General features: G+C 64.5%; 15 protein-coding genes and 1 pseudogene. 2 read left to right on the top strand and 14 right to left on the bottom strand.

Going from position 1 to position 20,015, the window contains the following annotated elements; genetic code table 11:
* Positions 1 to 65: 65 nt before the first annotated feature.
* The 14 genes and pseudogenes from QYS36_RS23700 to tssA form a co-directional block, all read right to left on the bottom strand.
* Complete coding sequence (locus tag QYS36_RS23700; protein WP_308841793.1) at positions 66 to 482, bottom strand: hypothetical protein; 417 nt, start codon at positions 480 to 482, stop codon at positions 66 to 68.
* A gap of 1 nt (position 483) precedes the next feature.
* Complete coding sequence (locus QYS36_RS23695; protein WP_308841792.1) at positions 484 to 2,286, bottom strand: DNA/RNA non-specific endonuclease; 1,803 nt, start codon at positions 2,284 to 2,286, stop codon at positions 484 to 486.
* Positions 2,276 to 3,388 carry a DUF2169 domain-containing protein gene (locus tag QYS36_RS23690; RefSeq protein WP_308841791.1) on the bottom strand — a complete coding sequence of 371 codons (1,113 nt, stop codon included), beginning with the start codon at positions 3,386 to 3,388 and terminating at the stop codon, positions 2,276 to 2,278. Before QYS36_RS23690 ends, QYS36_RS23695 begins: the two co-directional genes overlap by 11 nt.
* Before the next feature lie 21 nt (positions 3,389 to 3,409).
* Entirely contained in the window at positions 3,410 to 3,973 is a 564-nt protein-coding gene (locus tag QYS36_RS23685) for a hypothetical protein (RefSeq protein WP_308841790.1), read from the bottom strand.
* A gap of 930 nt (positions 3,974 to 4,903) precedes the next feature.
* Positions 4,904 to 6,686, bottom strand: a pseudogene (locus QYS36_RS23680) (type VI secretion system Vgr family protein); the annotation flags it as partial.
* Between the two features lie 34 nt (positions 6,687 to 6,720).
* On the bottom strand, positions 6,721 to 9,423 hold the full coding sequence (gene tssH, locus QYS36_RS23675) for a type VI secretion system ATPase TssH (RefSeq protein WP_308841789.1): 2,703 nt from the start codon (positions 9,421 to 9,423) through the stop codon (positions 6,721 to 6,723).
* Positions 9,424 to 9,434: 11 nt separating this feature from the next.
* On the bottom strand, positions 9,435 to 10,448 hold the full coding sequence (gene tssG / locus QYS36_RS23670; RefSeq protein WP_374990494.1) for a type VI secretion system baseplate subunit TssG: 1,014 nt from the start codon (positions 10,446 to 10,448) through the stop codon (positions 9,435 to 9,437).
* Positions 10,430 to 12,289: a type VI secretion system baseplate subunit TssF gene (gene tssF / locus QYS36_RS23665; RefSeq protein ID WP_308841787.1), complete on the bottom strand. Its 1,860-nt coding sequence runs from the start codon at positions 12,287 to 12,289 to the stop codon at positions 10,430 to 10,432. The genes tssG and tssF overlap by 19 nt, the downstream gene beginning before the upstream one ends.
* Positions 12,286 to 12,801, bottom strand: a complete 516-nt coding sequence (tssE, locus tag QYS36_RS23660; RefSeq protein WP_308841786.1) for a type VI secretion system baseplate subunit TssE — start codon at positions 12,799 to 12,801, stop codon at positions 12,286 to 12,288. Before tssE ends, tssF begins: the two co-directional genes overlap by 4 nt.
* Positions 12,789 to 13,589 carry a type VI secretion system accessory protein TagJ gene (locus QYS36_RS23655; protein ID WP_308841785.1) on the bottom strand — a complete coding sequence of 267 codons (801 nt, stop codon included), beginning with the start codon at positions 13,587 to 13,589 and terminating at the stop codon, positions 12,789 to 12,791. The genes tssE and QYS36_RS23655 overlap by 13 nt, the downstream gene beginning before the upstream one ends.
* Before the next feature lie 168 nt (positions 13,590 to 13,757).
* On the bottom strand, positions 13,758 to 14,246 hold the full coding sequence (locus QYS36_RS23650; RefSeq protein ID WP_074885894.1) for a type VI secretion system tube protein Hcp: 489 nt from the start codon (positions 14,244 to 14,246) through the stop codon (positions 13,758 to 13,760).
* 73 nt (positions 14,247 to 14,319) lie between these two features.
* Positions 14,320 to 15,813: a type VI secretion system contractile sheath large subunit gene (tssC, locus tag QYS36_RS23645; RefSeq protein WP_027904019.1), complete on the bottom strand. Its 1,494-nt coding sequence runs from the start codon at positions 15,811 to 15,813 to the stop codon at positions 14,320 to 14,322.
* Positions 15,814 to 15,825: 12 nt separating this feature from the next.
* Positions 15,826 to 16,344 carry a type VI secretion system contractile sheath small subunit gene (tssB, locus tag QYS36_RS23640; RefSeq protein WP_073263152.1) on the bottom strand — a complete coding sequence of 173 codons (519 nt, stop codon included), beginning with the start codon at positions 16,342 to 16,344 and terminating at the stop codon, positions 15,826 to 15,828.
* 231 nt (positions 16,345 to 16,575) lie between these two features.
* Positions 16,576 to 17,613 (bottom strand): type VI secretion system protein TssA, encoded by a 1,038-nt coding sequence (gene tssA, locus QYS36_RS23635; protein ID WP_308841784.1) that lies wholly within the window; start codon positions 17,611 to 17,613, stop codon positions 16,576 to 16,578.
* Between the two features lie 352 nt (positions 17,614 to 17,965).
* Between tssA and tagH the strand changes: the two genes are divergently transcribed.
* Entirely contained in the window at positions 17,966 to 19,492 is a 1,527-nt protein-coding gene (tagH, locus tag QYS36_RS23630) for a type VI secretion system-associated FHA domain protein TagH (RefSeq protein ID WP_308841783.1), read from the top strand.
* 54 nt (positions 19,493 to 19,546) lie between these two features.
* Entirely contained in the window at positions 19,547 to 20,014 is a 468-nt protein-coding gene (tssJ, locus tag QYS36_RS23625) for a type VI secretion system lipoprotein TssJ (RefSeq protein ID WP_308841782.1), read from the top strand.
* The last annotated feature ends 1 nt before the right edge of the window (position 20,015 follow it).

The raw sequence follows: 20,015 nt of genomic DNA, 5'->3' as shown, positions 1-20,015 counted from the left end.
GCCTACGGCGCTACTCACGCCATGAAGTCTGTACTGGTTTGCGGCTGCTTGTTGTCGCTTCAACCCTAGAGCTTCGGCTGCGCTGGAATACGATCCTGCAATTCCGGTCGTGGGTAGGTGCGGAACTCGTCCGCCCATTTATCGGCAGAAGGAATGATTTCAAATGCCGGTAGTTCGTCATAAATGAAATCGAATCTGAAGTTGCCGTCAGGCGTGAGTGTGAATGTTGCGGTGTACCACGCGTGCCCATTTTCATGGAGAGCGGCCATCTTGGGACGCAGCTCACGAAATGCATCGCTCACTTCATCTTCCGCAACGAACGACACGGTACTTCCATCATCTCGGCAATACAGACCTTTTTCCGAAAAGAAGCGCGTGATGGCCAGGAAAGAGTAGGTAGCGTCTATCCAGCCTTCATCGGGCAGCACTTCATACACACCTTGGGCTATGGCTTGCTGCAGCTGCTGTATTTCGGGCGTCATTTCAGGGACCTGTAGGGTTTATGATGGTGTGTTTGGCTGTATTGCCGCCAATGGTCTCGGTAATTCTGAACTCGCTGGCCCGCAAACTACCGTCGGTATATATGGGCCTAATTTTAACATGCACGTCTTTGCCTGCTGCCAGTTCGCTAGCCCAGCGCTTCTCCATCTGCCCCCACTCACCGGCGTGGTAATTATTGATGTCCTTGTGCATGGGAGTCAGGTTGCCTTTACCGCCGTGGCCGCCGAACTGCGAGCCAATAAGATGACCGCCTTGGTCGTCGGCGAGCCGCCCATCGTTCTTGCCGACGGTGCGCTGAGCGTAAGGATTACGGTCAGCCTTGCTGAGTGACAGCTTGCCTTCGACGGAGCTGATACGGCCTTCGGCGTCCGTGGTGTATTTGTAGCCGTTGAGCTCATAGCTGTCGTTTGCTTTGAGCCTTCGTTTCTTGATCTGCACACCCTGTCTGGCGCCGTCTGATCCTTTGCCAGCATCCGATGTGGCGTCGGCTGCTCGTGCGCTTTCACTGGCGGTTTCTGCAGTTTTACCTGCCTGCGCAGCACCCTCAGCACCTCGTGCGGTGTCTGCTATGGCGTCAACCGCCTCGATTCCGCGCGCCGCTTTGCCCAGGGTGCCGGCGCCTTTTGCGATGGCACCAGCCGGTATGAACATCGACAGGAACGAGCCGCCCTTTTGCGCATCGCTGTTCAGTTCGAAGAGATCCCCTGCGGTACCTGCGCTCATCATCGTGCTGGCCTGGCTGGCGAGCTCATTGGCCTTGGCCAGATCGCCGGCCTGGTGGGCGGCAAGGGCGGCCTTTTCCATAGCTTGTGCGCGCAGGGCGATGGGCGGGATGCCCGCCGCCGAGCTGTACTTGCTGGCCATCACGCCGAGGTTCCAGAGATCCGTAGGCAGGTTGCCGATGCCCTTGAGAACACCAACGCCGGTATCCAGCGGGTCGTCAACGCTGGCCTCGGCTATGCGTTTGGTGCTGCTCCAGGCGCCGGAACCGAAGTCCTTGGTCTTCTCCCACAGCGAGCGCTCGTCGGCTTCTGCTTCGAGCAGCGCCTGCAGTTCCGGGTTGGCCTCTTTGTCGGCTGCTTCCGCTTGGGTATCCGCGCTGCGCTGGGTGGTGACGACCTTGCCCAGTGCGCCGCCGATACCTGCACCGTTGCAGTTGACCAGGCAGGCGCTGTCCTGGCGTACCAGGGGGATGTTGTTGACCTTGACGTCGCTCTGGCCGCTGAGAAACTTGACGTAGCCGCCGCCCAACGAGGTTCCGGCCACCACATGGGAGCCGGCATCCCCCTGTACGCCCTTGTGCAGGTCGCCGACTCGGTACACCGGTACGCCCTGAGCTTTGACGTCTGGCGAAGACTGGGTCTGATTGCCGATGGTGGCGAAGCTGTCGAAGGGCACCACGGCATTACCGACCTTGCAGAAGTCGGGCACCGAGCAGACCGCTTTCCATTCATGGCTGTCGTTGGCGGCGTGGCGGGCGTTGCCGAGCAGATCCTTGCCGTCTTTTGTCGGCTTCGATTCGGCCAGCTCACCGTCCTTGAAAACGCCTTTTTCGTACAGTTCATTGACCTGTCTTGCAGTCTTGTCGAAGCTCTCCCGCTGGCCTGGAAAATACTCGCCGTTGCTGGCAGTGAAGGCTTCCCAGGGGTGGCCGCCACGGGCATACAGACTGTCCAGGTTATTGAGTGCGTTAGCCGCCTGTTCGGCGCTGTCGATACCGAAGTTCTTACGGAACAGGTTGGCGTTGTGGTGCGGGCCCGCGACGATGTCGATATCAAGCGCCATGCACGTCCTCCTGCACCAGGGGAACGTCCAGCGTGCCGATTGCTAGTCTTCGCCAGGGCTCGCCACGTTCGAAGGTGCCGCGCCAGATCAGCGATACCTGCCGGGCATCCAGGTCGATGGCCACGGTATCGAGCACCAGTGGCCCTTGCCGGCAATGACCACTGGTGCCGGTCAGGGAGGCCAGCGCCAGCACCCCCGGCAGGCGGAAGTGGGTCAGGCCCTCGGGCAGCATGCCGAGCAGGGAGATGAATTCGTCGCCGCTCAGGTAGCCGGGCTGAATCAGGTCAGGCGGTGCGGCCTGGTAAAAGCGTTCGTCGAAATCATCGGGCAGCAGCGGATAGCGCTCACGCTGCCAGTGCTCGTCGTAGGTGCCGGCGTAGCGCAGGCGGGCCTGGCTCCAGCGGGCGAGTGGGGCGAAGCCTTGTGGCGGCAGAACGTCGTGGGGGCTGGTGATGGGCGCCTCGGCGTCCTCGATCTGTGGCGCCGGCAGCTCGCTTACGCCCTCAAGCCATTGGCGTATCTGCTCCTGCGCTTCGGGCGACACGGCTTGCAGGTCGGCCTCAGCGGGCAGCCAGCCGCACCCGGCAGGATTCTCGGGGTTGTACACCCGCTCCACCTCGCTTTGCTGGCTGGCCATCACGCTGTAGCAGCCGCCGAAGGCATAGCGGTAGTCGAGGGGCACCTGGTTGACGGGCTCGGCGCTGCTCAGGTGCCACTGCTGCCCCTGGCGTACGAAGCGCCGGGGGCCATGCAGTTGCAGCAGCTTGCGCCGCGTGCCGACGCGAATGCCGGCCAGCCAGCCGGTCAGGGCAGCGCCGCCCGTGCTGCGTGCGCTACCGGTCACGTAGACATCGCTGGCCGCTTTGAACAGCAGCAGATCGCCTTCGCGGCGCAGCACGCTCTGCAGGGGGTTGGCCTCGGGGTGACCGTCGTATTCGTCTGCATAGACGATGGGTGTCTGCACCTCGGCCCGTTGCAGCGGTTGATAATTACCGCTCAGCGCGAAGGTGCCGCGCAGCACCAGCACGTCGTAGACGACACCGCCAGGGCCGGTCTTCTCGAACCAGGCGTGGGGAAAGCCGCTGCGGTTATCGATCTGCACGTTGCGTCCGTTCGCCCAGGGTCAGGATTGGTCGGGCATCGATGGCGCGGCCGTGATGAGCGACACGCTGTGCAGGCACTCGGGGTTGTTCTGCTTGAATGCAAAGCGCAGTTGACCCCAGGGGCGCACGCTCTCCCAAACGCTTGTCTCGTTTAGCGAGCGGCCACGCGGGGCCGAGACCAGAAGCAGTTCACCATAGCGAGCTTCGATATCATCGCGGCCGATGCAGGCACCGCTCAGAAACAGGCCGACGGTACTCTGGCGCGCAGCATGCTCCTTGTTGAGGACGGTGAAGCCGGTCTGCGCAATGCGTACGTTGTCCAGCAGGGCCACTTCGCCGCCCACCCAGCGCGTGCGATGCTCATCCTGCTTGTCCAGCTGCAGCGGGCTGCCGAGCGTCTGCTCGATCTTGGCCTTGGTCAGTGGCGCCTGTTGCGCCAGTTGCTCGATGGTTTGCCAGAGCGTGAAAGAGGCTTGGTTCATCCGTTGGTTCTCGTTCGTTGTGGAGCAGGCTGTTGCGCTCGCCACCAGCAAATAGGCAAAGAGCCTGAAAAAAAGCCGCTTACTCGCCGACGTTGTCGTCATACCAGCTGCCGTAGTAATCGTTGTACGTGACGAACTGGCCGTCGACCTTGACCGATGAGGTTTCGCTGCCCCACAGGCGGCCGACCGCCGAGCGTGCAGCCTCGCTATTGCCGTTGCTGAGCAACTGATCATAGGCGGCGTTGTAGCCGGCATGGTTGGCCGGCGAACCGTTGATGCCGATGTCGGGGCCGCCGTTGGCGATGATTTCGCGCTGCACCTTGATATTGTTCAGCACGGCCGCCCCCTCGTCCTTGAGCGCACCGTTGACGTACGCCGCCTTGGAGGACAGGTCCTGCTCGTACGGGTTGCTGGCATGCCCTACCTCGTGAGCCAGCAATTGCGTCACTGTTTCGGGGGCGTCGCGCATGTCGCCATCGATGACGATCCTGCTGACGTCGCCCTCCTGGATGGCGTAGGTGCCCTCGCCGGCAGGGCCGTATTCGATGTCCCAACCTTCCTCCTGCAACTGGCGCAGGCCGCCTTGCAGCGAGGGCGACTGGGCGGCAATGCGGTCGACCGCCGTGCCCAGGCCGGTGGTCACGCCCGCGGGCGTAGCGGCTGCCGCAGGCGCATTGCTCCTCAGCGCCAGGCTGCCCTGGGCGTCGGCGCCGGGGCGCTTGTCGTTACCCTGGGCGGTGGGCGCCGCTGTCGAGCCCTGGCCGCGCATTACACCCGCGACCGCAGCCAGCGCGCCCACCAGCGAACCGGGTTCCATCTTGCCGCTGTGCTCGGGGGCCGGCTGAGCCGTACCCGAGTTGAGCAGAATGTCCGAGGGCGCGTCGGCGTGCAGGTGCTCTTGCGCCTTGAAGTGGATGTCCTTGGCGCTGAGGTAGATGGCATCCGGGGTCAGGGTCAATTGCGAGCTGCCGACCTTGAATTCGATCTTGTCGCCGGCCGAAACCGCCCAGGTCTTGCCAACGAAGTCGGTGCGGTTCATCCCCACGGCCGAGAACATGGCCATGCCGACATTGCGGTTGTAGCCCAGGCCGACGTTGGTCATCTTCGCCATGCCGATGCTCTCGACCTTGAAGCGCCCGATGTTGACCGTCTTGTTGTGGCCAATGCTGTAGCGCTCGTTACGGGCGATCTTCTTGGTGCGGTTGGCGCCGACATCGACGGTCTCGTTGCGGCCAATCGACTTGCTGCGGTCGCGGCCGATGGCGTGGGTCTCGTCCAGCTCGACGACGATGTCCTGATTGCGTTCGGCATGGATGTACAGCTGCTCTTCGCCCTTCTTGTCCTCCATGCGGATTTCATTGAACTGCGCCGGCGTGCCGCCCTTGCTGGAGCGGCTCTTGATACCGCTTTGCGTGGCGTTGGCGGGCAGCTCGTAAGGCACCGTCTGTTCGGCGTTGTAGACGCGACCGGTGATGATCGGTCGGTCGGGGTCGCCTTCCAGGAAGCTGACGATCACCTCCTGGCCAATACGCGGGATCTGGACCGAGCCCCAGTTCTTGCCGGCCCAGTTCTGCGACACGCGGATCCAGCAGGAGCTGTTCTCGTTGGACTGGTCGTGACGATCCCAGTAGAAGTGCACCTTCACACGGCCGAACTGGTCGGTCCAGATTTCCTCGCCCTGCGGGCCGACCACCAGCGCCGTTTGCGGCCCCTGCACGATCGGCTGCACGGTCAGCGGCAGCGGTCGGAACACCTGGCTGGCGTCGATGCAGTCCAGGCGGCTGTCGAATTGCAGAGGTTCTTCGTGGGTATTGTTCTCGAAGGCCTCCTGAACGATCTGGTAGTCGGCACTGACCGCCAGGTATTCGCGGTTCTGATCGGCACGCGGGTAGCCGGTCATGCTGAACAGGTGGCCGGAGCCGATGCCTCGGGCGTTGCTACGCAGCTGAATGCGCTCGTACTGCGTCTGGATGGCCTCGATACGGTTGCGGGCGTATTGCTCGCCATCCTTGCTCTGCACGTACTCGCCGGGATAGTCGAACAACGGGTGGCCAGCGTTACTGTGCGGCCGCGAGACGATCGAGCGCACTTCCAGGCGGGCGCTGGGGCGCTGGAAGTCATAGTCGTTGAGCTCCAGCGAACCTGGCTGCACCTCGTGATTCAGGTGCCAGTCGTAGATATGGTCGCGCTCACGCATCTGATCTTCCAGCGGGAAGAACGGTACGCTGGCGTAGCCCGGTGCAGCTCGATGCGCACCGTAGGCGTCGCACAGCACCAGCACATGGCGGGCCTGCTCGTGGCGAAAGTAGTAGTAGATGCCTTCCTGCTCGAGCAGCCGGCTGACGAAGTCCAGGCTGGTTTCACGGTACTGAACGCAGTAGTCCCACTCGCGATAGGTGCGCGTCAGCGCGTCTTCGAAGTCGGAGAAACCCAGGTCGCGAAACACCTGCTTGACGATGTCAGGCACCGTCTTGTTCTGGAAGATCCGGCAGTCGGAGGTTCTGGAGAGCAGCCACAACCAGGGCTTGAGGGTGACCCGGTAGCTGGCGAATTGCCCGCTACCGGCAGCCTGGCTACAGCGCGCAGCGATGCCGTGAAAATAACGGTCGCTGCCATCGGCCAATTGCAGTGTCAGGCCCATGGGCTTGCCGAGCAAGGCATTGAGCGGCAGCGAGTGATCCTCGGAAATCAGCGCCAACTCATAGGCGAATGGCCGGCTGAGCTCGTCGCGGCCTTCCATGCGGCGCAGCACCAGCACGTCACCACCCAGCGGGCTGGTGACGATGGCCATGCGTGCATCCTGGGTAATTGCCATCTGGCGTCCTCTAGCGCAGCGAGCGTTCGGGTTGTTATTGCACCTGTGCAAACGCGTAATGCAGGTCATGGTCCTGCACGCTGACCTGCACGCCAGCCAGCGGCTTGCCTTCGAGCAAGCGGCCGAGGAACTCGCGGCTCATGTCCGGCAGCATGCTGTTGGTGAGGATCGCGTCGATCTGCCGGCCGCCGCTCTCGTTCTCGGTGCAGCGCGAAACCACCAGGTCGACCACTGCGTCGTCGTAGCTGAACGGCACCTTGTGGGTGCTTTCGATGCGTTTCTTGATGCGCTCGAGCTGCAGGCGGGTGATGGCCTTGAGCATGTCGTCCGACAGCGGGTAGTAGGGGATGGTCACCAGGCGGCCGAGCAGGGCCGGCGGGAAGATCTTCAGCAGCGGCTCGCGCAGCGCCTTGGCGATGCCTTCGGGTTCGGGCATCAGCTCGGGGTCGCTGCACAGCCCGGCGATCATCTCGGTGCCGGCGTTGGTGGTGAGCAGGATCAGGGTGTTCTTGAAGTCGATCTGGCGGCCTTCGCCATCTTCCATCACGCCCTTGTCGAACACCTGGAAGAAGATCTCGTGGACGTCCGGGTGGGCCTTCTCGACCTCGTCGAGCAGCACCACGCTATAAGGGCGGCGGCGCACCGCTTCGGTCAGCACGCCGCCCTCGCCGTAGCCGATGTAGCCCGGTGGCGCGCCCTTGAGGGTGGACACCGTGTGGGCTTCCTGGAACTCGCTCATGTTGATGGTGATGACGTTCTGCTCGCCGCCGTACAGGGCTTCGGCCAGGGCCAGGGCGGTTTCGGTCTTGCCCACGCCGGAGGTGCCGGCGAGCATGAACACGCCGATCGGCTTGTTGGGGTTGTCGAGCCCGGCGCGGGAGGTCTGGATACGTTTGGCGATCATTTCCAGAGCGTGATCCTGACCGATGATGCGTTTTTTCAGGTGCTGGTCGAGCTTGAGGACGGTTTCCAGCTCGTTGCGCGCCATGCGCCCGACCGGAATGCCGGTCCAGTCGGCGACCACCGAGGCCACCGCCTGATAATCGACGGTCGGCAGGATCAGCGGGTCTTCGCCCTGCAAGGCGCTCAGGCGGCTCTGCAGGTCGGCGAGCTTGCTGCGCAGGGCAGCGTGTTCCTCGTCGCTCAGGCGCGCCTCGCCGGCCTCGCGGCTGGTATCGTCCACCGGCTCGGCGGCAGCGCGCAGGCTGGCGCGGGTGGCCAGCAGTTCGTCGACCAGTGCCTTCTCGTCGGCCCAGCGGGTTTCCAGGGTAACCAGACGCAGGCGCTCTTCGGCCAGGGCCGCGTCGACGTCGAGCAGGCGGCTGCCGATGTTCACGCCGATGGCTTGTTCGCGGCCGATGATGGCCAGCTCGGTTTCCAGGGCCTCGATGCGCCGACGGCTGTCATCCACCTCGGCCGGTACCGCGTGCAGGCTGATGGCCACGCGGGCGCAGGCGGTGTCGAGCAGGCTCACCGACTTGTCCGGCAGCTGGCGCGCCGGGATGTAGCGGTGCGACAGCTTGACCGAGGCTTCCAGCGCCTCGTCGAGAATCTGCACCTGGTGGTGCTTTTCCATGGTCGCGGCGACGCCGCGCATCATCAGGATGGCGCGGTGCTCGGACGGCTCGTCGACCTGCACCACCTGGAAGCGACGGGTCAGGGCCGGATCCTTCTCGATATGTTTCTTGTACTCGGCCCAGGTGGTGGCGGCCACGGTGCGCAGGGTGCCGCGGGCCAGCGCCGGCTTGAGCAGGTTGGCGGCATCGCCGGTACCGGCCGCGCCACCGGCACCGACCAGGGTGTGGGCTTCGTCGATGAACAGGATGATCGGCTTGGGCGAGCTCTGCACGTCCTCGATGACCTGGCGCAGGCGCTGCTCGAATTCACCCTTCATGCTCGCACCGGCCTGCAGCAGGCCGACGTCCAGGCTGCGCAGCTCGACGTCCTTGAGGCTCGGCGGCACGTCGCCGGCGACGATGCGCAGGGCGAAACCTTCGACCACGGCGGTCTTGCCCACCCCGGCCTCGCCAGTCAGGATCGGGTTGTTCTGCCGGCGACGCATGAGGATGTCGACCAGTTGGCGGATCTCGTCATCACGGCCGACGATGGGGTCGAGCTTGCCACTGCGGGCCTGCTCGGTGAGGTCGACGGTGAAGCGCTTGAGCGCTTCCTGCTTGCCCATGGCACTGGGTGCGATGGCGCCGCTGGCTTCGCCCGGGGCTGCACCAGCCTGGAAACCATCGGTGGCGCTCAGGGCGTTCTCCGGCGAGGCGCCGACGATCTCGTCGAAGCGCTCGGTAAGGGTCTCCACCTTGAGCTTGTCGAACTCCCGGGAAATCGCCAGCAGCGCATTGCGCAGGCTCGGCGTCTTGAGGATACCGACGATCAGGTAGCCGCTGCGCACCTGGCTTTCGCCGAACATCAGGCTGCCGTACACCCAGCCGCGCTCGACCGCTTCCTCGACATGGGAGGACAGGTCGGTGATCGAGGTGGAGCCGCGCGGCAGGCGATCCAGGGCTTCGGTGATGTCCTTGGCCAGGCGCGCCGGCTCGATGCTGAACTGGCGGATGATCTGGTGCAGGTCGGAGTCCTGCAACTGCAGGATCTGGTGCAGCCAGTGGCTCAGCTCGACGTACGGGTTGCCACGCAGCTTGCAGAACACGGTGGCGGCTTCGATGGCCTTGTAGGCGACGCTGTTGAGCTTGCCGAACAACGCGGCGCGACTGATTTCACCCATTTTCCTGTCCTCTAATTCGGGGTAGTGAGCGGCTGGGTGACGACATGGTGTCGATCCAGCAGCAGATCCTTTGCATCCTCGCTCGGTTTTCCAAGCCAGGTATCGAAGCCGAGTCGGCAGCCGCCATCCAGTGCTGCGGGCGGCACCTCCTCCTGTTTGAGCACCAGGTTGGTGTCCCAGTCCAGTTCCATGCCGACGTATTCGGCCACCCAGGCCGCCAGCTCGGCGAGCAGCGGCTGATCGGGCAGAAAACGCCGGTACTGCGTCAGGCTCAAGGGGCCGATACGCAGGCGAAATTTGTGTTGCCGGTCCCACACGTGGGTGCCCAGGCACAGGTCCATGCCGAGGGTGCAGGTGCTGGCCCCCAGGCGGCTGTATTCCGGCAATGGCAGCCACTGGCCGACGTATTCCTCGAGCGCTACCGGCACGCCGAAGTACTCGGCGAGGATGGCCTGCAGGCCGTCGGGGTAGCGGGTCTGGGCGGCCAGATGACCGGTGAAGTAATAGCGCGCCGCATCAGGAATCGGGCCCTGACCGAGCAGACTGTGCATGCCGCGGCCGGACAGCGCAGCGAGGCGTGGCGACCAGTAATCATCAGCGGCGCGATCCTGGGCCACCGTCGGTCGTGCCTCGGCCCAGGCGCGGTAGAACAGGGTCAGCAGGCGATGATTGAATACGTCGAGAAAGCGCTTGAAGGTGGCGTCGCCGTGGTGGCGCTGGCGCTCGCGGGCATGCTCGGTCAGGTGAATCGGCAATGGCCCGTTGGGGCCGGTAAGGCCGAAGAAGAACTGCTCGATGCGTGGCGTGCCGGTGCTGTCGTGGATGACGCTGGCCAGGGTCGACGGGGCGAAGCCGCAGTCCGGCTTCTGGCCGAGGCGCAGTGGGTCGTCGACCAGGCGTACGGAATGGCCCAGGCGCGGGCGTTCCGGGTATTCGCACTCGATGCGCCGCATGGCCTGGAAGAAATCGTAGTTCCAGGGCGCCTCGGCCATCGCCGCCAGGGTGTTCACAGCGTCGGTCGACATCCGGGCTTGGCCCTCCAACGCATTACTTCGCCGCGCTCGGTGGTGCGCAGCACCGTCTCGGTGAAGCTGTTGATCGATACGTAACGGGTCAGGAAGCGCTCCAGCACCGAACCGAGCAGGAACACGCCGGTACCGCGAAAGGCGTTCTCGTCGAACTCCAGGCCGATCTCCAGGCCACGCCCGAAGACGATCGGCCCCGGCATCGGCAGGCGCCGCGTGCACGGCTGGGCGCTGACCTTGCGCAGGCCGTCGATCTGCAGCTGCAGGGCGTTGTCGCCGACATCGCCGTACAGGCGCAGCAGTTCACGCAGGGCGGCGGCGCCCTGGCCCTGTTCGCTGAGCGACAGGTAGTTGAGCGACAACTGGCTGATCAGGCGCCAGGCGCTGGCGTCATGGGCGCGGCTGGCGCGCGGGCGGCTGGGGCCGGCCAGGCAGCGCACGGCGACCACCGGGGCGCTGTCTTCCAGGGTGAAATCGCTGCGCGTGCCACCGATCGGCATCGACAGCGGCAGATCGCGGTTGGTGCACAGCGCGCCGATGCCCAGCTGGCGCAGGTCGTGGCGGTACGGGGCCTGGTTGGCGTCGACCAGCGAGATGAAGGTCTCGCTGCCAATGTAGGTGGAGCGTGGGCCGTTGCGGCGCTGCTTGCTGGACAGCACCCGGGGTTCGCGGCGCAGGCTGTACCAGGCCTGTTCACGGCCGTAGCGCGACGGATCGCGCACCGCGTAGAACGGCTGGAAGGGCTGCTCGGGGCCGCTGCCATGGCCACTGACTTCGCTGATCGAGTGGATCTCGAAATCCTGCGGGCGGGTGCGGTCGGCGATGATCTGGTGCTCGTGCACCCGGTCGCTCAGGTGAATACGGTCGGCGCGGCGGGCGAACAGGTTGATCGCCGGGGTGCAGAACAGCCGGAACTGCTCGGCACCTATGCTGTTTTCCAGGCTGTTGTCGAGGCGGTTGAACAGCACCACGATCTCCAGTTCCTGGCTGCTGTTGCGTTGCACGGCGCGTTTGAGCCCGGTCAGCTCGACGAACAGGAAGCGGTTGGGCAGGGCGAAGTATTCCTGCAGCAGCCGATAGCCCTGGAAGGCGCGAGGCACCACCGGCAGCGCCGCGTCCTGATCGTCGAAGCCACGCGGGCGCAGGCTGTCCGGCGGCAGACGCTCGACCCAGGAGCCGTCCGCGGCGCGCACGAACAGCGCGCAGACGTTGCCCATCAGTTGCTCGTAGAGGCGGAACGGCTGCTCGTCGGCACCGTGCAGGAAGAAGGTCAGGGTATCCAGATCCAGCGCGTTGAACGGCAGCCCAGCACCGGTACGCAGGCGCAGCCGCACGGCGGCCTTGGCATGCGGCTCGCTGGCGGCCAGGCGACCGAGCTGGGTGCTCGGGTTGCCGAAATAACTGGCCTGGGCGACCTCCAGCGGCCACAGGGTGACCGGTTGGCAGGTGCGGTATTCACAGGCAGTCTGCGCTTCGCTGCCCAGGGCGCCGCGCAGCGAGGCGCCGCGCTCGAGGGTGAAGCCGCTGCTCAATGAACCTTCGTTGGGATCGGCACACAGCTGTACCACGGTCATCGACGGGGTCGGCGCCAGGTAGTGCGGGTAGGCGATCTCCAGCAGGTTGTGGGTGAAGGTCGGGTATTCGGCGTCGAGCTTGAGTTGCACCCGCGCGGTCAGGTAGGCGAAGCCTTCGAGCAGGCGCTCCACGTAGGGGTCGGCGCATTCGACGCCGGACAGGCTCAGGCGGCTGGCGATCTTCGGGAATTCGCCGGCGAACTCCTCCGCGCTTTCGCGGATGTGTTGCAGCTCCTGGTTGTAATAGCCGAGCAGGCGCGGGTTCATCGGCGTTTCCTTGAGGCGTCGGCGGGCAATACCTGAACGTGCCCGGTTTCCAGGTCCAGCTCGGTGGTAAGCAGCAGGCGCAGCGGCATCGGGTGGGCCCAGAGGTCGCCCTCGATCTCGAAGCTCAGCGAGTTGTGGCTCATTTCCTCGGCTTCCTGGCGCGCACGCACGCGCAGCGACGAGCGCACGATGCGCGGCTCGAAGTCGGCGATGGCCTTGGTCAGCAGGCGCTCGACCGCTGGAATGTCGATGCTCGACGCGCTGTGCCCGGCCAATGGTGGCAGGCCAAAATTGACCACCGAACTGCCGGCCCGGGTCAGGGCTTCGTCGTCGCTGGTCAGGGGCGCGATGGTGTTGAACAGCCAGGCCAGGTCGCGCAGCACCGAGGCGCGCAGCTGGTTGAGGGTCAACACACGCTTGTCGACACTTTCCGCCGGGTTGCTCGGGTCGTCGTCGAGCAGACGGTCGAGCAGGGCGGGCTGCAGGCGTTCCTGACGTTTCAGGTCGGCCATGCCGCGTCATTCCCGTGCGCGAAGCTCAGTGAACGAACATCGAACAGCGCCTGTTCGCCACCATCGAAGGCCAGCAGGCGCTGGCCGAGCGGCAGGCCGTTGTCCTGCCATTCGGTTTTGCGTGCCAGGCGCAGCGCGCCGTCGCTGCTGGCATGACTGCCGGCATAGCGGCTGGGGATCAACGCCACGGTGCTGCCGCCATTGGTCAGGGTCAGCTGAGCCGGTAGCCACACCAGATCACGCAGGTCGCTGGGTGCTTCCAGGCTCAGGCTGGCGATGTTTTCCATCGGCAGCCAGACGTAACGGCCATTGACGATCAGCTCGAGCACCGGGCCCAGGCGCGGGTCGGCATCGGCCAGCCAGGCGAAGGGGGTCTCGTCGAGTTTGCCCGGTACCGCAGCGGCGGCTTCGAAGGCCTGGTCGCGCAGGCTCTGGGCGGCGGCGCTGTTGCCCTGGGCGTCCTGCTCCAGGGCGAGGATCAGCGGGGCCACCCATTCAGCGGGTTGGCCAAGCACCACGGGCGTGGTCTTGCCGGCGAACACCTGCTCGCGCAGCGCTTCGCAGTTCAGTGCGGTGCTGTAGGTCTGCACCATGGGCAGGCAGGCGGCATCCAGCTCGCCGGCGACCTTGAGCTGGTTCTGCGCACGGCTCCACTGGCCCATCACGGCCAGCAACTGGAATAGGAATACCCGCAGTTCGGCCTTGGCGGGCTGCGCCCGAACCTGGTCCTGCAGCGCCTTCAGCGCGTCGTCGAGCTGTGCGTTTCGCAGGTATTGTTCGGCAGTCATCGTCGGTCCCTGTACTGGCGCGGTCACCGCTGTCATGCGGTGATCCTTCGGCGCGTCGCAGCTGCGTTGGCAGTGGGCGGCGCGCCAGCGAAAAATTCGTTCTGATCAGAACCAGCGATGCCCGGCGCAGTGCCGGGCATCGCTGTATGCCCAAACATCGAGCGGGTGTTACACCTTGACGTTCTGGCGGATGTTCCAGCCGTATTTGACCGGGCCACCGTCTTTGGCACCATCAGCTTTCTGCGGCTGATAGTCGACCAGCACCTGAGCGAAGTTCAGGGTGACGTTTTCGGTCAGGCGATCTTCGCCACCGCTACCGCCGGTGCTGATGGAGGACACCAGCACTTCCTTGAGGGTGATGATCAGGTACTCGACCTGAGAGTCGCCACCGGCTTTGCGGATGGTCAGCTTGGCTTCCGGATAATGCTTGCCGCTGGAGCAGGCCATCATCAGGTTGGGGCTGGATTTATCGACGTACTTGGTCAGCGACAGATCCTGAATGTTGACCTTGCCGGCACCGCCGCCACCGCCAACGTGCATCGAGCCGGATTGGCTCATGCCCCAGCTCCAGGCCAGAACGTCGATTTCGTCGCCGTGGGTCTTGTCCTTGGACTCGCCCTTGACGTCGCCAATCTTGATGAACATATCAACAGCCATCATTCCTCCTTTCGTGGCTTTTGCCACTCTGTTTCAGCTACGCCCGCCGGTGCGGGCGCCACAGTGACGAGCCTCAGGCCCCCTTGGCCGAAGGCAGTTTGGATACCAGGCGCAGCGACACGGTCAGCCCTTCGAGCTGGTAGTGCGGGCGCAGATAGAACTTGGAGCTGTAGTAACCGGGGTTGCCCTCGATTTCCTCGACCACCACTTCCGCCTCGGCCAGCGGGTGCTGGGCCTTGGTGGTTTCGGTGGAGTGCGCCGGGTCACCGTCGACGTAGTTGAGGATCCAGTCCTGCAACCAGCGCTGCATCTCGTCGCGCTCTTTGAACGAGCCGATCTTGTCGCGCACGATGCACTTCAGGTAATGGGCGAAGCGGCAGGTGGCGAACAGGTACGGCAGGCGCGCAGCCAGGTTGGCGTTGGCGGTAGCGTCCGGGTCGTCGTACTCGGCCGGCTTGTGCAGCGACTGGGCGCCGATGAAGGCGGCCAGGTCGGTGTTCTTCTTGTGCAGCAGCGGCATGAAACCGTTCTTCGCCAGTTCCGCTTCGCGGCGGTCGGAGATGGCGATCTCGGTCGGGCACTTCATGTCCACGCCACCGTCGTCGGTGGGGAAGGTGTGCGCCGGCAGGTTCGGCACTTCACCGCCCGACTCCACGCCACGGATGCGCGAGCACCAGCCGTACAGTTTGAACGAACGGTTGATGTTGACCGCCATGGCGTACGCCGAGTTGGCCCAGGTGTACTTGCTGCTGTCGGCGCCGTCGGTTTCTTCCTCGAAGGCGAACTCTTCGACCGGATCGGTCTTCGCGCCATACGGCTGACGCGCCAGGAAGCGCGGCATGGTCAGGCCGATGTAGCGCGAGTCTTCGGAGTCACGCAGCGAGCGCCAGCCGGCGTACTCGGGCGTGGTGAAGATCTTGGTCAGGTCGCGCGGGTTGGACAGCTCCTGCCAGGAACCCATGCCCATGACCGTCGGCGAGGCCGCGGAAATGAACGGCGAGTGCATGGCTGCCGAGATCTTGGCGATCTCGCCGAGCAGTTCGACGTCGGGTGGCGACTGGTCGAAGTAGTAGTCACCCACCAGGCAGCCGTAGGGCTCGCCACCGAACTGGCCGTATTCTTCTTCGTAGAGCTTCTTGAAGATCGGGCTCTGGTCCCAGGCAGTACCCTTGAATTTCTTCAGGGTCTTGTGCAGCTCGGGCTTGGAGATGTTGAGCACGCGAATCTTCAGCTGCTCGTCGGTCTCGGTGTTGTTGACCAGGTAATGCAGGCCCCGCCAGGCGCTTTCCAGTTGCTGGAAGTCCGGGTGGTGCATGATCAGGTTGACCTGAGCGGTCAGCTTGGCGTCGATCGCGGCGATGATCGATTCGACCGACTTGATGGCGTCGTCGGAGATCAGGTCGGTCTTGCTCAGGGCATGTTCGGCCAGGGTGCGCACGGCGGTTTCCACCGCTTCACGGGCACGCTCGGTCTTGGGTTTGAATTCCTGCAGCAGCAGCGAAGCGAATTCGCTGGTCTGTTCGGAGGTGGCGAGCGACTGTTCGGACGCCTGGGTCTGTTGGCTCATCGGGGCGTCCTCTTAGGCTTGTGGCTCGTTGTCTTGGGGCTTGGGCGCGCTGGCCAGGGCCTGCAACAGGGCCGGATCCTTGATCGCCTTGATGATCAGTTCCTCGGCGCCGGTCTTGCCGTCCATGTAGGTCAGCAGGTTGGCGAGCTGGGTGCGGGCTTCGAGCAGCTGGTTGAGCGAATCGACCTTGCGGGCGATGGCCGCCGGACTGAAGTCGTCCATGCTCTCGAAGGTGATGTCCAGGCTCAGGTTGCCTTCACCGGTCAGCGCGTTGGGCACGTGGAACGCCGCACGCGGCTTCATGGCCTTGAGGCGCGAGTCGAAGTTGTCGGCGTCGATTTCCAGGAACTTGCGGTCGGCGACGGCGGCCTGGGGCTCGGCGGGCTTGCCGGCGAGATCGGCCATCACGCCCATGACGAAAGGCAACTGCACCTTTTTCTCGGCGCCGTACAGCTCTACGTCGTACTCGATCTGCACCCGTGGGGCGCGGTTGCGCGCGATGAATTTCTGGCTGCTGGTGGTGTTGCTCATGTTGCTCCTCCTGTGCATGGGCACTGGCTTCTGCGGCCAATGGCCGGTAGCTGTGTGCGTGGGGCTTCCCTGAAGATCCGCCGCACGTTATCAGGCTGTTGAAAAACTACCTAGGTTGCCGCCGCGTCGTTGAAAACAGCCTCAAAATGCTCATGTACAACTCGTACACTCCGCTTTTTCGGCTGTTTTCGCCTAGCGTCGGCTGCCTCGCCTACGTTTTTCAACGGCCTGTTAGTCGTATTCGGGGCCACGCAGGTTTTCGAACTGCGACATACCGTCGGGAATCAGGTTGCGCACGATTTCCGCGAAATCCGCGGTGACCAGCTTCTGCGCGCGCGTCAGTAAGACCGGGACCGGGCTGGAAGGTTCGTGCTGGGCGTAATATTCCAGCAGGCGATCGAGAGTGCGCAGCACATCGTCGCGACTGGCGATGCGACCCGGTGCGGCGGGTGCCTGGCGGACCGCCTGCTGGAGGCTGGCATCACTATCGTTTGCGTCGGGGTACGTGGGCATCTCGTCCGTGTACTGGGCATCGTCGCTGGCCGCGGGCGCCTGGTCATTGAAGATCTGCCGGGCGTGGCGCAGCACCTGCTTGAGGGATTCCAGGTTGGCGCTTTGCGCCGAGCCGACCCGCTCGCTGAGCAGCCCTTCGATATCGGCCAGCGCCGCGGCAGCTTCGTCGAGTGCGACGCGGGTGCTGTCGAGCAGCTCGGCGTCGGCATCCAGAAAGGCGCCGCGCAGTTGCTCGGGCGACAGGGTTTCGCTGGAGAAGCGCTGCAGATCCGCGGCATTCAGCGCTGCGCGGATGCTCACCGCGCCAAAGGCGCGGGAACGGGTGATGCTCGCCTCGCGCAGCAGCACGATCACCGGCTCGGCACTCAGGGCATTGAGCGCGTTGATGCGGATGGTCGGGTCGTTGTCATCGTCGGCGTCGAGCTGCGGGTAGACGCCCTCCCAGTACTGGGTCAGCAGCTCGCGTACCAGGGTCAGGCCCTGGGCCAGGCCGTTCAGGCCGTCGAGGGCGATGGCGCTCTGCAGGTAGAGGCTGGCCAGGCGCAGATCCTTGCTGCGGGAAAACAGCTCGCCGGCACGCTCGCGCACCTGACGCCAGTCCGGCGGTTCGGCGGCGATGACCGACTGGCCCATCTGGCGCTCCGGCTGGCCCTGGGCGAGGCGCTCGAGCTCGAGAAAATCGGCGTCGTATTCGAGGTCGTCCCCATGTGGGGTCTCCTCGGATACCGGGTTGAGCAAGTGCGACACATCCACCACGTCAGGTGCTCTCCATGTCAGGCCCAGGGGTCGAATGAGCGCTCGCCGCAAAACAGCTCTGGCGGCCCGTGCTCATGACGAAAAGCGGCCAAATGCCACTATTCAGGCGGGGTTCGGTGTACAACGCCGCCATTCTCCGAGCGCTCTTTGAGCATTGTCAAGCGAGGGCAAGGCGGTAGAAACTGTCGCGATGCACAGTATTTCCGTCTTCTGTGCAGTGACTCACAACCGCTTGGAAATATATGCCCGCTTGGGCATTGAACCGTATCGGCCAAGGGCAAAAAATAGGGCGTTTGGCATATCGACGCCCCGCGAAGAACATGTTTTTTTACCGCACTGCAAAGGAGCCGCAATGCCGCTGCGTCTGTTCATCACCACCTATCACAAGCTGACCCCCGGGCAACGGGCCGAGGTCGAGCTCGATCGTGGTGAGCTGAAGATCGGGCGCAGTGCCGGCAACGACTGGGTGCTGCCCGACCCGGAGCGCCTGGTGTCCAGCCAGCATTGCGTGATCCAGTACCGCGACGGTACCTACTACATCACCGACACCAGCACCAACGGGGTGATCCTGCAGAACGCCGGCACGCGTTTGCGACGCGGCAGCAGCGAGCCGTTGCAAGATGGCGAGGTGCTGAAGATCGGTGAGTACGAGATTCGCGTGCAGATCAGCGGTATCAGCGTTGCGCCTTCCGCGCCACCGGCCTCCGGTATGGCCGACGACCCGTTCAACAGCTTCGAGGCGCTGCTCAGCCGCAGTGCTCAGCCGCTGGAAATGCCGCCGGTCAATCCCGCGCCCGCCGCGGCGCCAGCGCCACGCCGCGATTCGCCGTTCGATACCAAGCCGGAACTGTTCGATTTTCTCAGCCCGCCGCCTGCCGTGGCGCCGTCGGTGTCCGATCACGTGCCGGCGCAGCAGCATGACTTCCGGCCACCGCGGCCGACCCAGCCGGCCCCTGCCGTCGCACCGCCGGAGGCGCCCGCCGCTGCGGCGGCTTCGGTGATCCCGGCAGACTGGGACCCTTTCGCCGATCTTCAGGCCGCCGCGGCGCCTCAATCGATTCCTGATCCGTTCGCCGAGCCCCCTCAAATTGCCGCGGCGCAGGTGCCGGATCCGTTCGCCGAATCGCCGCCAGTGCCGGCAGTGGAAATTCCTTCGTTCGTGCTGGATGAGTCACCGGTAGAGCAGGTTCAGTCGTTACCGGTTGCCGAGCCAGTCGCGCCGCCCCAGCCTGCACCTGCACCTGCACCTGCACCTGCACCTGCACCTGCAGCACCGACTGCCGTTGATGATGGCGAGCTGATGGAGGCCTTTCTGCGCGGTGCGGGCCTGCAGCACCTGCGCCTGGATCGTGCCGCGGCCGCGGCGCAGATGGAGGCCATCGGGCGCAGTTACCGGCTGATGGTCGAGGGGTTGATCGACGTGCTGCGTGCGCGGGCCAGCCTCAAGGGCGAGTTCCGCATGGCGCAAACCATGATTCAGCCGGTGCAGAACAATCCGTTGAAATTCGCCCCCAACGTCGACGAAGCGCTGCTGATGCTGCTGCGTCACGACAACCAGGCGTTCATGGCGCCGGATCAGGCGGTGGGCGAGAGTTTCGACGACCTGCGTGCCCACCAGTTGGCGCTGATGGCGGGCGTACAGGCAGCCATCAAATATTTGCTCGCACGCTTTGAACCGCGTGAGCTGGAAGGGCGTCTGAACAAGCCGAGCGGCTTGTCGGCCCTGCTGCCCAATGGCCGGCGCGCCCATTACTGGGAGCTGTTCACCGAGCTGTACGCGACCATTTCCCAGGAGGCCGAAGACGGTTTCCAGGAACTGTTCGGTCGTGAATTCAGCCGCGCCTACGAAGAACACATTACGAGATTGAGGGGCCGTTGAGGCCCTAGGCCCGCCGCGTCGTGGCGGGCCAGCGGTAACCATCGAGGAAGCGTTATGCCAAGGATTTTGCCACTGCTGGTTTTTCTGTTGCTCGGCGCCTGTGCGTCGGGGCCGAAAGAACCGCCGCCCACCACCGTCGAGCTGCAGCTGCAGGCCAGCCGCGATCTCAACCCGGCGCTCGACAGCGCGGCGTCGCCGGTCTGGGTGCATGTCTACCAGTTGCGCAATGCCTCGACCTTTTCCCGAGCCGACTTCTTTTCGCTGGTCGACCGCGCCGACGCCACCCTGGCGGGCGAGCTGATCGAAACCGAGCGTTTCGTGGTGCGCCCCGGCGAAACCCAACGCAAATCATTGACCCTCGACGATGCTACCCGCCACCTCGGCGTGGTGGTGGCCTACCGCGCCCTCGACCGTTCGATCTGGCGCCAGGTCATCGAAATTCCTGCCCATCAGGCAAGCGCCCTGCGCCTGCAGCTGGACGCCTATGCCATCAGCGCCGCGCCGCTGACCCCTCTTGAGTGAC

This window comes from Pseudomonas sp. G34, from assembly GCF_031119625.1.
Lineage (GTDB): Bacteria > Pseudomonadota > Gammaproteobacteria > Pseudomonadales > Pseudomonadaceae > Aquipseudomonas.
Note: the sequence above shows the minus strand (reverse complement) of the source record. Positions and strands in the feature narration are given on the sequence as shown.

What these genes read in the sequence shown, in the direction of transcription:
- QYS36_RS23700 (WP_308841793.1), bottom strand. Translation starts at nt 482, where the DNA reads ATGACGCCCGAAATACAGCAGCTGCAGCAAGCCATAGCCCAAGGTGTG.
- QYS36_RS23695 (WP_308841792.1), bottom strand. Translation starts at nt 2,286, where the DNA reads ATGGCGCTTGATATCGACATCGTCGCGGGCCCGCACCACAACGCCAAC.
- QYS36_RS23685 (WP_308841790.1), bottom strand. Translation starts at nt 3,973, where the DNA reads ATGACGACAACGTCGGCGAGTAAGCGGCTTTTTTTCAGGCTCTTTGCC.
- tssH (WP_308841789.1), bottom strand. Translation starts at nt 9,423, where the DNA reads ATGGGTGAAATCAGTCGCGCCGCGTTGTTCGGCAAGCTCAACAGCGTC.
- tssG (WP_374990494.1), bottom strand. Translation starts at nt 10,448, where the DNA reads ATGTCGACCGACGCTGTGAACACCCTGGCGGCGATGGCCGAGGCGCCC.
- tssF (WP_308841787.1), bottom strand. Translation starts at nt 12,289, where the DNA reads ATGAACCCGCGCCTGCTCGGCTATTACAACCAGGAGCTGCAACACATC.
- tssE (WP_308841786.1), bottom strand. Translation starts at nt 12,801, where the DNA reads ATGGCCGACCTGAAACGTCAGGAACGCCTGCAGCCCGCCCTGCTCGAC.
- QYS36_RS23655 (WP_308841785.1), bottom strand. Translation starts at nt 13,589, where the DNA reads ATGACTGCCGAACAATACCTGCGAAACGCACAGCTCGACGACGCGCTG.
- QYS36_RS23650 (WP_074885894.1), bottom strand. Translation starts at nt 14,246, where the DNA reads ATGGCTGTTGATATGTTCATCAAGATTGGCGACGTCAAGGGCGAGTCC.
- tssC (WP_027904019.1), bottom strand. Translation starts at nt 15,813, where the DNA reads ATGAGCCAACAGACCCAGGCGTCCGAACAGTCGCTCGCCACCTCCGAA.
- tssB (WP_073263152.1), bottom strand. Translation starts at nt 16,344, where the DNA reads ATGAGCAACACCACCAGCAGCCAGAAATTCATCGCGCGCAACCGCGCC.
- tagH (WP_308841783.1), top strand. Translation starts at nt 17,966, where the DNA reads ATGCCGCTGCGTCTGTTCATCACCACCTATCACAAGCTGACCCCCGGG.
- tssJ (WP_308841782.1), top strand. Translation starts at nt 19,547, where the DNA reads ATGCCAAGGATTTTGCCACTGCTGGTTTTTCTGTTGCTCGGCGCCTGT.